The following is a 14,994-nucleotide window of genomic DNA, read 5'->3' as shown; positions in this document are numbered from 1 at the left end:
CGAAGAACGCAAGCACGGGCACATGCCCGGCTTGCGTTCTTTTTTTTGTTCTCGCTGAGAAGCTGCGGAAAGGATGGGCTATGAACAGATGAACAGAAAGCGGAATTTGCTCGTCACGGTCACGGCTGCGCTGCTGTCAGCATTGCTCGTATATGGTGTTTATGTGCTGCAGCTGCGGCAGGTACAGTTCCAAGAAACGGTAAGCATCGTCGTACCTCAGCGCTTTGTTGCTGCCGGTGAGCGACTGAGTGCAGAGATGCTTGGGATGAAGCAGATTTCGAGAGCCTCTTACGAGCCGGAGATGTCTATGGATACCAAGGAACTGATCGGATCGGAGGCAATTGTTCCGCTTGGTGCGAATGAGCCAGTGCTGGCGTGGAAGGTAGGCAAGTTCCGACTGCAGCCCGGGCGCAATCAGTCGACCTTCCAAATCCCGAGAGATTATGTCTTGTCCGTATCAAGCGGTATCCGGGCAGGAGATAAGGTCATTGTATATGGATCGGGAGCCGAGTCGGAGTCAGTGAGGTTGTTTGAAGAACCGGTAACCGTCGCTTCTGTGAAGACATCAGGCAATTTGGAAATTGATGATATGAATGATTCGAATTTGAAGGCAATGGCAAGCAGCGATCAGGAAGGGATGTATGCAGCAAGGCGTGATGCCAATGGCGTCATAGATGCCATTAATTTGAATTTGACGGAGACACAGTGGCTGAAGCTCGATGCGTTGTGCAAAAGCGGCGCAAGTAAAGTCGTCATTGCGTACTCTTCGGATTCGCTCGACATTGCAGCTTCTAAGACAGGTAAGGAGGAGGTGCGATGATTGGTGTTCAAAGCCAAAGGGGAATGGCGCACAGGGCTCCACTCCTTACGTTCTTCGGCACGACACCGAATATCGGGACGACGGTGACGGCGTTCGCGACTGCTTGTCGATTAGCGCAGTACAGCGGCTTGTCGGTCGGGTATTTGGAGTTGAACCTGAAGAGCGCTAAGCTCCATCGTTTCATTGGCGTCGATCAGCCAGCTGCCACGCTTGATGCGCTGCGGCCTGAACTGCGCACGGGCACGCTTACGACGGAGAAGCTGCTTCGCTCGATGCATGTAAGTCAGGCGGTACCTGGTTTGCATATGCTGCTTGGCAATTTGATGCGTGATCAGGCGGAGTTCTACACCATTGAAGAGATTGAGCATTTGCTCGGTGCGGCTGAAGCGGCTTTTGATATTGTTATCGCTGATGCCGGTGCTTATTGGGATAATGCAGCCATTCTTTGCGCGCTGCGCAGAGCGGATCGACGGCTGATGACCACAACGGGCGCTTTATCCCATTTTCAAGAGGATGGACAACGCTGGGTGAAACAGCTTTCAGTACTTTACGGCATTGGGATTCATGACTACGAAGCGGTTATTATACATCAGCCATGGGGTAAGGGAGGATTTCAAGTGAAGGACATTTGCAAAGAAATGGGTGTTTCGCTGCTCGGGGAGATGGCTCTGCCACAGCCGATGCTTACTCAGCTTGACCGGGGGACGTTAGACGAATGGATGATGCAGAATGAGCAGGGTAAAGAAGCGATGAAGGAGCCTGCGAAGCAGCTTATTGCGGCTTACGGGCTGAAGCGTCCAGCGAAGCTTGTCGTGCAGCCATGGTATAAGAAGCTTTTGACGCATCGCGGCGGGGTGAGCTCTTGATGCAGAGGGAGGAGAGATTCTCACCGTCTGCCTTCTCTGCGAAGCTCTGGGCGGTGGAGTCAGGCGTGGCTGTGGTGGCGGAGGGCGGCAGCGATGCAGGCGCACAGAGGGATTTTGGTAGGCTCGCCGATGATATTCGCTCGTACCTTGCGCTGCCCCGTGGTGATACGGAAGAAGAGAAGCGGGAGTACAACGAGAGCTTGAACCGGGCGGTGCTCGGCTACACGGATGATCGCGAGCACATATTGGCCGTCATTGCGGATCGGCTGCTGCGTCAGAGAATCCATGAGCTGCCAGGGTACAGCCATCTCTATGGCACGCTGGCAGAAGCGCTGTTCGCAGAGGTTATTGGTATGAACGTGCTGGAGCTCATACTGGCTGAACGCATCGGACTTGAGGAAATTCAAGTTGTCGGCACTCGCATCTTCGAGGTGCGCGACGGCAATAGTGTGCCATCGGCGTATGCGTTCGAGTCGCTGAGAGAAGTAGAGCGTATTCAGCAGAACCTCGTGCTCTACAACAACGACCGGATTAATCCGCGCAAAAGATGGGCTGAAGTGATGCTGCGCGACGGAACGCGAGTGACGATGACTGGCTTCGGGTTCACGGCATTGCCGACATTGACACTTCGGTTCTACACGGTACGTAGGTTTGAGCTGGCTCAGCTGAGTATGCCTGAATACGGCACGATAAGCGAACGGCTGCGGATGATGCTGCTTGCGGTGTTAGATGCAAGGTTCAACGTTGTTATTATCGGACCGACCAACTCCGGCAAGACGAATCTTATTAAGGCGCTTATCGGAGAACTGCCAGATGAGGAACGGCTTGTCACGATTGAGAGCCGGCATGAGCTGATGCTTCAGCGGGATTTCCCGTCCAAGAACGTCATCGAGTACGAGGTGGACGAAGAAGATGCGCAGCACCGCTCGACGCAAGCGTTCAAGCTGGCACTGCGGCAATCGCCGCAGCGAATTATTCACGCTGAGATTCGGGATGATGATGCGAACATCTATGTTCGTGCCTGCACGCGTGGACATGCCGGTTCGATGACGACGCTGCATGCGAATACGCTTGAGGATGTGCCGGAAGCGATTACCGATATGTGTATGCTCGACGGCCGGGGCATGAGCCCGGAGCGGCTAGCGAAGCGGATAACAGAGTATGTCACTCAGATTGGCATTGAGATGCAGTTCTCGGCAGGTAAACGCAGACTTGTGAGACTTGCGGAGATTGGCTGGAAGCAGGGTGGGCCTGCCGTTCGGGACTGGGCTGCGTTTAATGAGGAGTCGCAGCAATGGAGCTATCCTGCGGCGCCATCCGAGCAGGCATGGACGAAGCTAGTCCTGGGTGGCAGAACTTGCGCTGGCTTCACTCTGCAGCGTGCGTGGCCGGGGGAAGGGGGTGATTGCACCGGATGCTGAGGCTTGGACTGATCGCTTTCACGATTGCGCTGTTCGGCTGTTTGTACATCGTGGTTCACGGCTTGTTAGGTGTCTGGCTGCAGCATCAGCAGGCTGCTAGTCGGCTGAATTACAAGCAGGATCAACGGATGCAAGCGCGCATCTCTAGATATTTGGAACAGTTTGAAAGGCCGCACCGTCACTTGTCAGAGCTGCTCGAGTCGCTGCATCTGGAATGGCGAATCAGTTCTGTTGCCGGGTTGAGCTTGCTTCTGCTGCTCGTAGGTGTTTCATTCGGAGCCTTATTCTTTCAAAGTGTCAAAGGGTCGTTGATGCTTGGCGGACTCCTCGTATCGCTGCCTTATATGACGCTTCGCTCCATGCTCACTCGACGTCAAATGATGACACGGGTAGATTTCTTACCGGCTGTAGAGCTGTTCTATCAATGCTGTCTCGTTAGTGGCGGCAGGCAGATTCGCGCTGCTCTGCAAAGGACTGTCGAAGAGAAGCGGTTGCTCGGGCCGATGCAAGCCGTGTTCGAGCAGCTGTATCGCAATGTTTCTGTCCGTGGCGACGACGAAGCGAGTCTGCGCATTTTTGCAGCTTCACTCGGTCATGTGTGGGCTGATTATTTTGTCAATATCGTCCGTGCAGGACTTGCTGAGGGGCATCCAATAGCAGCGAACTTGAAGGATCTGATCGTCGATATGCGCAAAGCTCGCATTGCCAATCAGCAGGAGCGCAACAAGCTGCTCGAGATTCGAATCGCAAACTTCTCTCCTGTTTTTTTCCTCATCTTGTTTCTAGGGATCAACTTTCATTACAACGCGGACAATGCGTACCAATACTATATCGCCGATCAGGGAGGCCGCAATATGCTGCTGAACGCAGCGGTCTTGATATTCTGCTCCTTCGTGATGGGATTGTGGCTGTCTCGCAAGAAGATGTGAGTAAGAGCGGCGTGGCAGGAGAGGGGAGACTTGAGGCTGATGAATATTTCCATTGGTGAAGCGGTTATGTGGGCGGCGCTTGCTGGGCAATACGTGCTTGGCTTTGTATTCGTGGCTTCGCTGCTGAAGATAATTACGGCGAGGCGACCACGGTTTGCGCATTTGGCATTGATGCAGTGGCGGACGAGAACGGTGAGCGGCAAGTGGCTTGCCATCGCTAGAATCAACCGAGGAGAAGCTTCGTTCAAGGAGCGGGAGCGTCTGCTCGCGGGCTGCGGGTTCACGGGTGATGCAGCGCTGTACGTATTGGCGCGTCGGTTGTTTTTTGCAGGAATGCCGCTCTGGTGCCTGATTGCTTACGGGGTATCGCTAGTCGATATTGCCGGAATACCGCGAGTCGCCGCTCCTCTGCTACTGTCTATTATTGTGCTGCTTCTGCTCTGGGATCAACCTTGGCTGGATGCCATACGAAGGACGCGCGCCGAACGTATGACCAAAGAAATCTATATTGTCAGCAACCAGCTGCTCTATCTAGCAGGCTCTTCGCTTCATATTCATACGAAGCTCATGCGTTGTCTGCCTTATACCCGCACAATGCGCAGCGAGATGCAGATGCTGCTTGGCGAGTGGTATCACGATGCGGAAGGTGCGCTTCGCCGGCTAAAGCTGCGGCTCGGTACCGAGGAAGGATTAAGCTTCGTGGAGACGATTGACTCGCTTCGGCTCCATGAAAGCGAGCGTTATTACGAGCTGCTGCGCGAGCGAATTCAAGATTATAAGGAGAAGCTTGAATTGGCGAAGAACAGCCGGAAGGAATCGACATCTTACCTTTTGTTCGTGCTCGCTGGCTTGCCGATTATGTATACGTTTCAAATATTTATCTACCCATGGGTTAGAGAAGGACAGAAGTTGTTTAGTAATTTGAACTAATAAATATTGGAGGCGGTTGGGAAATGAGAAATATTTTGATCACGGTTATGATGCTTGTTGTCGTTGTATTGCTGTTCAATGCTGTAGTCGCCAAAGATTCGACTGGAACGAAGGATCAGATAGAAACGCAGGGCACGAATGCGAATACGAAGATCGGAACCATCGTGCTTCCGTAAGGAAAGGGAGGGCTCGATATGCGTTCTTTATTGATGACCATGCTGCTTATTGTCGTCGTCCTTATCATTTATTCGAATGTGACCGGCGGCGAGAAGGGAACTAAGAAACAGCTCGTGCAAGCGGGGACGCATATGCAGGACCGTATACGGAGTATGAGCCCGTGAAGAGCTTGCTTGTGTTTATTTTGCTGGCTGCGATGATGTGCTGGTTTATGTTCTCTCCGATCTATAAGCATGTGCTGATTGTGAGGCAAGCGGTGTTGCAGCAGGAGGTGGACTATTTGCTGGAAGTTGGAGCGAATGGCGATCATGGCTATATCGATGCGCAGATGCTGCAGGAAGCAAAGGTTCGTTTAGCTGCTTTTGGACTTAAACCCGGATCTATTACGTTTGAAGTCAGCTCCGAGGGAGGCGCTAATGCTACGAATGCTGCTGCGCCGCTACCGAGAGGGACTTCGCTATCGCTGAAAGCTAGCTATCCGATTGAGGGTTTATTAGCCATAGATCAGCTGATTGGAATTGCACCGCCTCCCGATGCCTTGAAGCTATGCGCTTCGGGCATGAAGATGAGTGAATATGTCCCTTAGAATAGAAAGGGGCGCGAGCGATGTACAAGCTTGTGTTTATGATGCTGATGATGGTCATTTGGATGCTGCTGCATGCGCTGCAAACGGATGAGGAGATGGCGATTAATGCTTTATTTCAAGGAAAGCATGCTGTCAATCGAGCTGCCCATGCAGCGGCGCAGCAGGTGGATGGGGCCGCGCTAGCGAATGGCCAATTGCACATTGATGAGGCTGCAGCAAGAGCGGAGGCGGACCTCTATTTGCAGCGCAACTTGCAGCTGGATACGAATGGGGTACCGTTGCCAGGCACGTTTTTGAAGGAGCGCGTTGAGGTGGTTGCGTTCGAAGTGGTTAATGATGATGAGGATTTTCCGTATAGCTATCGCAACGACAGCTTTGATTACGAAGTGACGCTGCAGAGGCCCGGTGTTATCTTGATTGCCCGAATTGTTTATCCGCGTGTATTTCATGTGATTGCCCCCATAGAATGGACCATTAAAGGAACAGCAGAGCTGACGTCTTAGTTGACTCAGCCGCTGGTCTTTTGTTGTAATGGAGGAAAATACGGAATTATGCAAGGAGCGAAAGCGATGCATAGCAATTTGATCGCAACGATTGAGAAGGATGAAGTATTGGCGCGAATCGTCCGGCTGCAGCAGCTTATGGCTGCCGAGCAGGCAGATGCTTTTCTTGTGACGCAGCATGTCGATTTGTTCTATATAACGGGCTCTATGCAGGCAGGCTATGCTTTTATTCCTGCGGTGGGAAATCCAGTCTTCTATGTGAGGCGCAGCTTGGAGCGAGCACAGCTGGAGTCGGCTGTGCGCGTAGAGGCGATGCCGTCGTTGCGCGGATTTAAGACGCAGCTGGAGCAGGATCATCCGGCTGTGTTTACTGGCGGCATTAGTGAGGCGGGGGTGCGGATCGCTACGGAGATGGATGTGCTGCCGGCGGCTAGCTATGCGCGGCTAGTTGATGTGCTAGGCAGCGGCTGTACGCTGGTGGATGGATCATCGCTGATGAGGCAGGTGCGTATGGTGAAATCGCCATGGGAGGTAGGCCGAATTGAGGCTGCGGCGCAGGTCGTTGCTGAAGCGCTGGTTGAGGCGACCCCCATCATCCGGGAAGGTATTACGGAGCTTGAGCTGATGGCTCGTATTGAATATGAAATTCGGATGCGCGGGCATATCGGATTGATGCGGACCCGGACATATAACATGGAGATTACGACAGGCATGGTTGGGGCGGGCGCGGCTGTTGCGGTGCCGAGTGCTTTTGACGGGCCTGCCGGTGGGCTTGGTCTCGGGCCATCCTTTCCGCAAAGCACCAGCCGGAAGGTGATTTCGCGAGGCGAGCCGATTCTCATAGATATCGGCTGCTGCATTGATGGCTATGTGATTGATCAGACCCGCACGGCGGTTATCGGGGGGCTGCCGGATGATTTGGCTGAAGCGTATATGAAGGCAGAAGAGCTGATTCATGCTGCTGAGGCTGCGATGCGACCGGGCATTGCGTGCGACAGTCTCTATGCGGATGCGCTCGCGGGAGCGGCGGCAGCTGGGCTTGCGGACCACTTTATGGGCCATGGCATCAATCAAGTGAAATTCCTCGGTCACGGCATCGGTCTTGAAGTCGACGAATGGCCGGTTCTTGCCAAAGGCTTCAACACTTTGCTTGCACCTGGAATGGTGCTCGCGGTCGAGCCGAAGTTCACATTCCCCGGCCGCGGCGTTGTCGGCATCGAGAACAGCTACCTCATTACGGACACCGGTTGCCGCCAGTTGACCCGTTCGCCGGAAGGGTTGATTGTGCTCCCATAGCAGCGGGCTGTTGTGGTCGGTGCGTCGAGAGTGCTTTGTGGCTGGAGCACGAATATATGCTTAGCGCTCAGCGGCTTCAGATTGTCACACGTCGCGAGTTAGCCTGAGAGAGGATTTTGCCTCTCTCAGGTAGTGGATCGGCACGTTTGTGCAGGTGAGAGAGGCTTTTTCCGCTCTCTTTGCGAAATATGCGACGAATCGAAGGGGAATAGCTAGTTGAGAGAGGCTTTCCCTCTCTCATATGAGTGGCGCAGTCAGCAGCTCTTTTGTCTGAGAGAACGCATACATGCAGCATCACGCCCACGAACCCACGAACCCACGAACCCACGAACCCAACTTAACTCAAACACTGCTTTTCACCCCATCATTTAACTGTGGTTAAGCACATCCTCGAAGTTGGTCTTTATTTCCCCGCGCTATGCTACAATTAGCTTGAAATTCCATGTATATACAGCTAGATGGACACTAACATTCCTAATCCAAGAGGTGTAGAGCATGATTATGTCATTTAGGTGGTTCGGCCAGGACGATCCGGTCACTTTACAAAATATCCGCCAAATTCCTGGGGTTTCCGGCATCGTTACGGCGCTTTACGATGTGCCTGTCGGCGAAGCGTGGCCGATGGAGTCCATCCTCGCGCTGAAACAGACTGTCGAAGCCGCTGGCTTACAAATTTCAGTAATTGAAAGCGTTCCCGTACACGAGGACATCAAGCTCGGACGCCCGACTCGCGACCGTTACATTGAAAACTACAGTCAAACGATTCGCCGCCTAGGTGAAGCTGGCATACCTGTCATTTGCTACAACTTCATGCCGGTCTTCGATTGGACACGCTCTCAATTGGCATTCCAGCTGCCAGACCGCTCGAACACGCTCACCTTCGAGGACGAGACGATATCCCGCATGGATCCAGTCAATGGTGATCTTTCGCTTCCGGGCTGGGATTCCAGCTATACGAAAGAAGAGATGGGTCAGCTTATCGACGCTTACGCCGACGTGACGGAGGACAAGCTCTGGAGCAACCTAGCTTACTTCCTAGAGCGCGTCATTCCAGTCGCGGAGGAAGCGGGCATCGTCATGTCGATCCATCCGGATGATCCGCCATGGCCGATCTTTGGCTTGCCGCGCATCGTCAGCAACTTTGATCAGCTGCGCCGTCTCACGGAGCATGTAGACAGTCCGGCGAATGGCATTACGTTCTGCTCAGGCTCGCTTGGCGCGAACGAAGATAACGACCTAATCGCCATTATTCATCATTTCGGCTCCCAAAATAAACTGCATTTTGCACATACGCGCAACATCTTGCGTACCGGCCCGCGCTCGTTCCAAGAATCAGCGCATCTCTCTTCCACCGGCTCCATTGATATGGTTCGCGTACTGGAGGCGCTCTACGACACCGGCTTCACCGGTCCGCTCAGACCGGACCACGGCCGAATGATTTGGGGCGAGCAAGGCCGCCCGGGCTACGGCCTCTACGACCGAGCGCTTGGCGCGACATATTTGAACGGCATCTGGGAAGCGTTATCGAAGACGAAGACGAGGAGCTGACCAGCCTGTTATGGCATCATCCAAGCTTAAATTATCCGTATTCACCGTTGCTACGCCGGACATGACACCGGAGCAGCTGTGCGAAGCAGCCGCCGCTTCCGGCATCGATGGCATCGAATGGCGATGCAAAGAAACCGCGCCGCATCTGCACAGCGAGCCGCCGTCCTTCTGGGGCAACAACCATTGCACCCTCTCGCCAAGTGCTGACGAGGACCAGATCAATCGCTTCGCGCAAGCTGCCGCCAAGCACAACAGACAAGCGATTTCCGTCACGCCATATCTCACCTGCGGCGACATCGAGGGCACCGAAAACATCATGCGATTGGCCAGCAAGCTCGGCGCAACCATGATCCGTGCCGGGGTACCTGGCTACGACCGCAGCAGCAACTATAACGATCTATACAATCAAACAACATCCTACTTACATGAAGTCGAACAGCTTGCTCGCGCTTATAACATCAAAGCGATCATCGAAACGCACCACCTGACCATCGCGCCGAGCGCCTCGCTTGCGCACCGGCTTGTCTCAGCATTCAATCCTGACCATATCGGGGTGCTGTACGATCCCGGCAACATGGTTTACGAAGGCTACGAGAATTACCGGATGGGGCTCGAACTGCTCGGCCCATATCTCGCTCATGTCCATGTGAAAAATGCGGGCTGGCAGCAGCCGTCCGCCCAACAATCAGATGATCCGCTTCAATCCATCGAATGGAGCGCAGGCTGGAGGCCGATCGCGAATGGTCAAGTGCCATGGAAGCAGGTACTGCGCGACCTGAAGGCAGTCGGCTATGACGGCTGGCTCGGACTCGAGGATTTTAGCCAAACCTTTGACACACCAACCATGCTTCAAACCTATGCGAATCAAATTCGAACTTGGATGGAGGAAATTAAGTGAAACAGCTTCGTTTTGGCATTATCGGTATTGGGAATATGGGTTCAGGTCACGCGTCGATTCTGACATCGGGCTCGATCAAAGGTGCTGTCCTCACCGCGGTATGCGACGGCTTCGAAAGTAAGCGCGCTTGGGCGAGAGAAACATACGGCGATAAAATTGCAGTATTCGAGAACTCCGCAGCGATGATCGATTCCGGGCTGGTGGATGCAGTTGTTGTGGCAACGCCGCACTATGACCATCCTTCCGAGGCGATCCATGCATTCAGCAAAGGGATGCACGTTCTCATCGAGAAGCCGGCCGGCGTTTATGCCAAGCAGGTAAGGCAGATGAACGAAGCGGCGGCAGCCAGCGGCAAGACATTCGGTATCGTCTACAACCAGCGGATGAATCCGCTCTACCAGAAGCTGCGCGAAATGATTCAATCTGGCGAAATCGGCGAAGTCCGCCGCATCAACTGGATCATCACCAACTGGTACCGGACGCAGGCTTACTACGATTCCGGCACTTGGCGCGCAACTTGGGGCGGCGAAGGCGGAGGCGTGCTCATTAACCAATGTCCGCATAACCTCGATTTGTGGCAGTGGACGACCGGCATGATGCCGACTCGCATGCGCGCTTTCTGTCAATTTGGCAAAAATCGCGACATCGAGGTAGAGAACGAAGTGACCGCATATGCGGAATACGAGAACGGTGCGACAGCGGTGTTCATTACATCGACATCCGAGGCGCCGGGCACGAACAGACTCGAAGTTGCAGGAAGCCGCGGCAAAATCGTCATCGAAGACGACAAAATGACGTTTTACCGTATCCGTGAAGAAGAAGCAGCGTTCAACGCGCGCAACAAAGAGCCATTCGCTTCGCCGGAATGCTGGAAAATCGACATTCCAAGCGGCGGACCTAGCCCTGAACATGCGGGCATTCTCCAGAACTTCACCGACGCAGTGCTGAATGGAACGCCGCTTGTTGCACCAGGTGAAGAGGGCATATTCGGTCTCACGCTCTCGAACGCGATGCATCTCTCGACATGGATTGACGGCTGGGTCGAGCTGCCGCTCGACGAAGCGCTGCATGAATCAGAGCTGAACAAGCGAATCGCCAGCTCCAAATTCCAGAGACAAGCAGCATCTGCTGCGACAAAATAGTCCGAAGCCCATCGTCCCCCACCATCATCCATTAAGGAGTGATCACAATGTTCAAGAAGCAAATCGCCGCGCAGCTCTATACGCTCCGCGACTATGTGAGAACAGCCGAAGAGCTCGACGAAACGCTAGGTAAAGTAAAAGCGATCGGCTACGACGCCGTGCAGCTATCCGGTATCGGCCCGATTTCGCCGGATGAAGTAGCCAGCATTTGCGAGCGCCATGGTCTGACGATTTGCGCAACGCATGTGCCGTACGAGAGGCTGCTGAACGATCTGGATGCGCTCATCGCCGAGCATCAATCGTGGAATTGCAAATACATCGGCTTAGGCGGGCTTCCCGAGCAGTATCGCACTAGCCGCGATGGCTATGAAGAGATGGCAACAATCCTCTGCGGCATTGGAACGAAGCTAGCAGCAGCGGGACTGGAACTCGTTTATCACAACCATAAATTTGAGTTTCAAAAGTTCGAAGGAGGCAGCGGTTCGACGGGCATGGATATACTCCTTGAAGGATCAACCCCGCAAGGGCAGTCAGCCGCTTACAGCCTGGAGCTGGATACGTATTGGGTGCAGGCGGGAGGCGCCGATCCGGTCGCATGGATTCGCAAGTCCGAGTTGATGAAGGTCATCCATCTCAAGGACATGGCGATCTTGAACGATCAGCAAGTGTTCGCAGAGATTGGCGAAGGCAATCTGAACTGGCCGGCCATTATCGAAGCATGCCGTGAAATCGGCGTCGAATGGTATGTCGTAGAGCAGGATACATGCCAGCGTGACCCGTTCGAAAGCTTGGCGATCAGCTACAAAGCGCTGCAGCAATGGGTGTATCAAGAGGAGGAGCTGAAAGGCGATGTCACTGTTTAATCGAAATGACGGCATGAATTACGCGCCGGTATCCATCGTGAAGCCGTCGCCGGTGTGCGGCCCGGGCGAGTTTATCTTCGCGGCAATGGCGCTTGACCACGGTCATATCTATGGTATGACGAACGGTCTGCTAGAAGCAGGCGGTACGATAAAATGGGTGTACGATTCGGATCCCGCGAAAGTCGAGGCATTCCGCAAATCCTTTCCGCAAGCGCAAGTCGCCCAGTCGCCAGAAGTCATTCTGGAAGATGCAGAGGTGCGTCTCGTTGCATCCGCCGGCATTCCATCCGAGCGCGGCGCATTAGGCGTGAAGGTGATGAACCATGGCAAGGATTATTTTGTGGACAAAACGCCGTTCACTTCGCTCGATCAGCTGGAAGCGGCAAAAGCGGCTGCAGCGTCCACTGGACGCAAATATATGGTCTACTATAGCGAACGGCTGCATGTGGAGAGCGCGATCTACGCAGGCAGACTCATTCAGGATGGCGCCATCGGACGCGTCCTGCAGGTCCTTGGCACAGGTCCTCACCGTCTCAATAAAACGTCGCGCCCGGACTGGTTTTTCCGCAAGGAGCAGTACGGCGGCATTCTTTGCGATATCGGCAGCCATCAGATCGAACAGTTCCTGTCCTTTGCAGGCTGCAAGGACGCGACGGTTGCCCACAGCAAGGTTGCCAATTACAGCAACCCGGATTACCCGGAGCTGGAGGATTTTGGCGATGCGACGCTTGTCGGGGATAATGGAGCGACGAATTATTTTCGCGTGGACTGGTTCACTCCTAATGGTCTTGGCACATGGGGTGACGGCAGAACGACCATTCTCGGGACGGACGGCTACATCGAGCTGCGCAAGTATATCGATGTCGGACGCGAGAAGAGCGGCGATCACGTCTATCTCGTCAACCATGAGGGCGAGCACCATCTTTCCGTTGGCGGGCAGATCGGGTTTCCTTTCTTCGGCGATTTGATCTTGGATTGCTTGAACCGCACAGAGAACGCGATGACGCAGGCTCATGCTTTCAAAGCGGCTGAGCTTTGCCTGCTTGCTCAAAATAAAGCGATTCGCATCTAGCAAAACGTGTACTGAAAATGGGAGCGGCATGATAAAATCAGTTCATATGTACTTCAATATGGAGGGGAACTGTGTGCCGCTCACGATGCAATGGCAGCAGCCGATCGAGCTCATCTATCGGAATGATCATCCGATGCCTGGTGCTCAATTTCATTCGCATGCCTTCTATGAACTGTATTATTTTCAAGAAGGCGAGTGCAATTATTTGATCGGCGACAAGCTGATAACGTTACAGCCTGGCGATTTGATTCTCATGCATGGCATGACGCTTCATTGTCCCAACCCGTCTCCGCATAAGCCTTACATTCGCACGATCATTCATATGGATCCGGCCTACATACATAAAGTGCTTCAAGCGGACACCGCCGCGATGCTGCTTAGACCCTTCGAGGAGCTGCGCAACATTCGCATTTCGCTCTGCGCGGAAGACCAAGCGGAGCTCGAGGGACTGCTTGAAGAGATGAACCAGCTCTATAAGCGTAAAAGCGAGACAGGTGTGCGAACCGCCTATGATCGCTTCGTGCTGCGGGTCGTCGAGCTGCTGCATCTCGTTCGCGATTGGTGCAGCGAGCCGGCCTACGAGCGCGAGCATCGCTCTTTGAAGGAGCAGCATGTGCAGAGCGTCATCTCGTACTTGGAAGATCATTACCTGGAGGAGATCACGCTTGATCATATCGCAAGCGCGCTTCACCTCACCAAGCCGTACTTATCCAATCTGTTCAAGGATGTGACGGGTACGACCGTATTCAAATACTTATACAACCGGCGAATCAATCAGGCCAAAATGCTGTTTCGGCTCGAGCCCCGCCAGTCCGTATCGGAAGTGTGCCGCGCAGTCGGCTTTCACCATCTGGCTCATTTCAGCAGGTTGTTTAAGACGACGGTGGGCGCAAGTCCCGAGACGTACCGGAAACGGATGCTCCTGCACGTGACAGAGCATTAGCTTAAGCATGGAGGCCTGTCTGCCCGCCGCCGGTTCCCATCGGAGGCGGTTATCATCGCACAAGCAAGTCCGTTATTTGATTTAACCGGCCGCACTGCGGTCATTATTGGAGCTGCGAGTACACTCGGCTGCGTCATGGCGCAGGCGCTCATCGATCATGGCGCGCACGCGGCGCTTGTCGTGCGTGATCCCGAGAAGTCCGAGCCGAAGCTGCGAGAGCTCCTGGCAACGGGCCGTGCGGCGCTGTTCCAGGCTGACGCCGCTGTGAAGACGGATCTCGAGCGCGTCCTCGGCGAGATCATCGAATGGTCGCCATCGGGGCAGGCGAATATCCTGCTGCATACGGCAGGGACGAACAGCGCGACCCCATTCTTCGAGATTACCGAAGAAGAATGGGACCGCATTATGGACGTCAACGCGAAGAGCGTCATGCTCGCCTGCCAAGTGTTCGGCAAGTCGATGATTGACGCTGGCGCCGGCGGCAGCATTATTACGATCAGCTCGGTCTCGTCGGGACCGCCGCTGTCGCGTGTCTTCACTTATTCGGCGTCGAAGCATGCCGTGAACAGCATGACGCAGTTTCTGGCGCGCGAGTTCGCGCCGCACGGGATCCGCGTCAATGCCATCGTGCCGGGGTTTTTCCCGGCGGAGCAGAATCGCGCGATTCTGTCCGAGGAGCGGGTAAACAGCATTATGGGACATATGCCGATGAAGCGCTTCGGCGATCCGAAGGAGCTGCAAGGCGCGGCCGTCTGGCTTGCTTCCGATGCGGCGTCCAGCTACGTGACCGGCTCGCTCATTCGAGTGGATGGCGGTTACGGCGCAATGACCATATAAGCTGAGCGTTCGGCTCGTTTCTGCTGCAAAGCAGAAGCGGGCCGATTTTTTTGTAGGGGCAGTGAACAATTCGGCATAGCTGAGCGTCATATTGGGGACAACGAAGTTAATGAGCTTGAGACGATAGAACAAGTAAGGGAAAGGGAAAGAGAAGGAGCTGGGG

At 54.2% G+C, this 14,994-nt stretch carries 17 protein-coding genes; all 17 read left to right on the top strand.

The window, feature by feature from the left end:
- Positions 1-88: 88 nt before the first annotated feature.
- The 17 genes from AC0LWF_RS22080 to AC0LWF_RS22000 all read left to right on the top strand — a co-directional run bounded on the left by AC0LWF_RS22080 (position 89) and on the right by AC0LWF_RS22000 (position 14,831).
- Positions 89-820 carry an SAF domain-containing protein gene (locus AC0LWF_RS22080; protein ID WP_474653695.1) on the top strand — a complete coding sequence of 244 codons (732 nt, stop codon included), beginning with the start codon at positions 89-91 and terminating at the stop codon, positions 818-820.
- Positions 817-1,686, top strand: coding sequence for a CpaE/TadZ family protein (locus AC0LWF_RS22075; RefSeq protein WP_474653694.1), 870 nt, complete (start codon positions 817-819; stop codon positions 1,684-1,686). The genes AC0LWF_RS22080 and AC0LWF_RS22075 overlap by 4 nt, the downstream gene beginning before the upstream one ends.
- Complete coding sequence (locus AC0LWF_RS22070) at positions 1,686-3,107, top strand: ATPase, T2SS/T4P/T4SS family (RefSeq protein ID WP_474653693.1); 1,422 nt, start codon at positions 1,686-1,688, stop codon at positions 3,105-3,107. The genes AC0LWF_RS22075 and AC0LWF_RS22070 overlap by 1 nt, the downstream gene beginning before the upstream one ends.
- Positions 3,101-4,036, top strand: coding sequence for a type II secretion system F family protein (locus AC0LWF_RS22065; RefSeq protein ID WP_474653692.1), 936 nt, complete (start codon positions 3,101-3,103; stop codon positions 4,034-4,036). Before AC0LWF_RS22070 ends, AC0LWF_RS22065 begins: the two co-directional genes overlap by 7 nt.
- Positions 4,037-4,075: 39 nt before the next feature.
- Positions 4,076-4,966 (top strand): hypothetical protein, encoded by an 891-nt coding sequence (locus AC0LWF_RS22060; protein ID WP_474653691.1) that lies wholly within the window; start codon positions 4,076-4,078, stop codon positions 4,964-4,966.
- 23 nt (positions 4,967-4,989) lie between these two features.
- On the top strand, positions 4,990-5,142 hold the full coding sequence (locus AC0LWF_RS22055) for a hypothetical protein (RefSeq protein WP_177182765.1): 153 nt from the start codon (positions 4,990-4,992) through the stop codon (positions 5,140-5,142).
- A gap of 18 nt (positions 5,143-5,160) precedes the next feature.
- Positions 5,161-5,307: a hypothetical protein gene (locus AC0LWF_RS22050; RefSeq protein ID WP_177182766.1), complete on the top strand. Its 147-nt coding sequence runs from the start codon at positions 5,161-5,163 to the stop codon at positions 5,305-5,307.
- Entirely contained in the window at positions 5,304-5,729 is a 426-nt protein-coding gene (locus AC0LWF_RS22045) for a hypothetical protein (protein WP_474653690.1), read from the top strand. Before AC0LWF_RS22050 ends, AC0LWF_RS22045 begins: the two co-directional genes overlap by 4 nt.
- 20 nt (positions 5,730-5,749) lie before the next feature.
- The gene (locus AC0LWF_RS22040) at positions 5,750-6,232 is read left to right on the top strand and encodes a hypothetical protein (RefSeq protein ID WP_474653689.1); all 483 of its coding nucleotides are present in this window, start codon (positions 5,750-5,752) and stop codon (positions 6,230-6,232) included.
- A gap of 48 nt (positions 6,233-6,280) precedes the next feature.
- Positions 6,281-7,528 carry a M24 family metallopeptidase gene (locus AC0LWF_RS22035; RefSeq protein ID WP_474653688.1) on the top strand — a complete coding sequence of 416 codons (1,248 nt, stop codon included), beginning with the start codon at positions 6,281-6,283 and terminating at the stop codon, positions 7,526-7,528.
- 495 nt (positions 7,529-8,023) lie between these two features.
- Positions 8,024-9,076: a mannonate dehydratase gene (gene uxuA, locus AC0LWF_RS22030; RefSeq protein WP_474653687.1), complete on the top strand. Its 1,053-nt coding sequence runs from the start codon at positions 8,024-8,026 to the stop codon at positions 9,074-9,076.
- Positions 9,077-9,086: 10 nt separating this feature from the next.
- Positions 9,087-9,974, top strand: coding sequence for a sugar phosphate isomerase/epimerase family protein (locus AC0LWF_RS22025; protein WP_474653686.1), 888 nt, complete (start codon positions 9,087-9,089; stop codon positions 9,972-9,974).
- Positions 9,971-11,116, top strand: coding sequence for a Gfo/Idh/MocA family protein (locus AC0LWF_RS22020; RefSeq protein WP_474653685.1), 1,146 nt, complete (start codon positions 9,971-9,973; stop codon positions 11,114-11,116). The genes AC0LWF_RS22025 and AC0LWF_RS22020 overlap by 4 nt, the downstream gene beginning before the upstream one ends.
- A 47-nt stretch (positions 11,117-11,163) precedes the next feature.
- Entirely contained in the window at positions 11,164-11,979 is an 816-nt protein-coding gene (locus AC0LWF_RS22015) for a sugar phosphate isomerase/epimerase family protein (protein ID WP_474653684.1), read from the top strand.
- Positions 11,966-13,051: a Gfo/Idh/MocA family protein gene (locus AC0LWF_RS22010; protein ID WP_474653683.1), complete on the top strand. Its 1,086-nt coding sequence runs from the start codon at positions 11,966-11,968 to the stop codon at positions 13,049-13,051. The genes AC0LWF_RS22015 and AC0LWF_RS22010 overlap by 14 nt, the downstream gene beginning before the upstream one ends.
- Before the next feature lie 28 nt (positions 13,052-13,079).
- Positions 13,080-13,994: an AraC family transcriptional regulator gene (locus tag AC0LWF_RS22005; RefSeq protein WP_474653682.1), complete on the top strand. Its 915-nt coding sequence runs from the start codon at positions 13,080-13,082 to the stop codon at positions 13,992-13,994.
- Between the two features lie 54 nt (positions 13,995-14,048).
- Entirely contained in the window at positions 14,049-14,831 is a 783-nt protein-coding gene (locus AC0LWF_RS22000; RefSeq protein ID WP_474653776.1) for an SDR family oxidoreductase, read from the top strand.
- The last annotated feature ends 163 nt before the right edge of the window (positions 14,832-14,994 follow it).

The sequence above is a fragment of the Paenibacillus sp. sgz302114 genome (assembly GCF_056120345.1).
The sequence above is the reverse complement of the archived record's forward strand: the minus strand, read 5'-3'. Positions and strand labels throughout refer to the sequence as shown.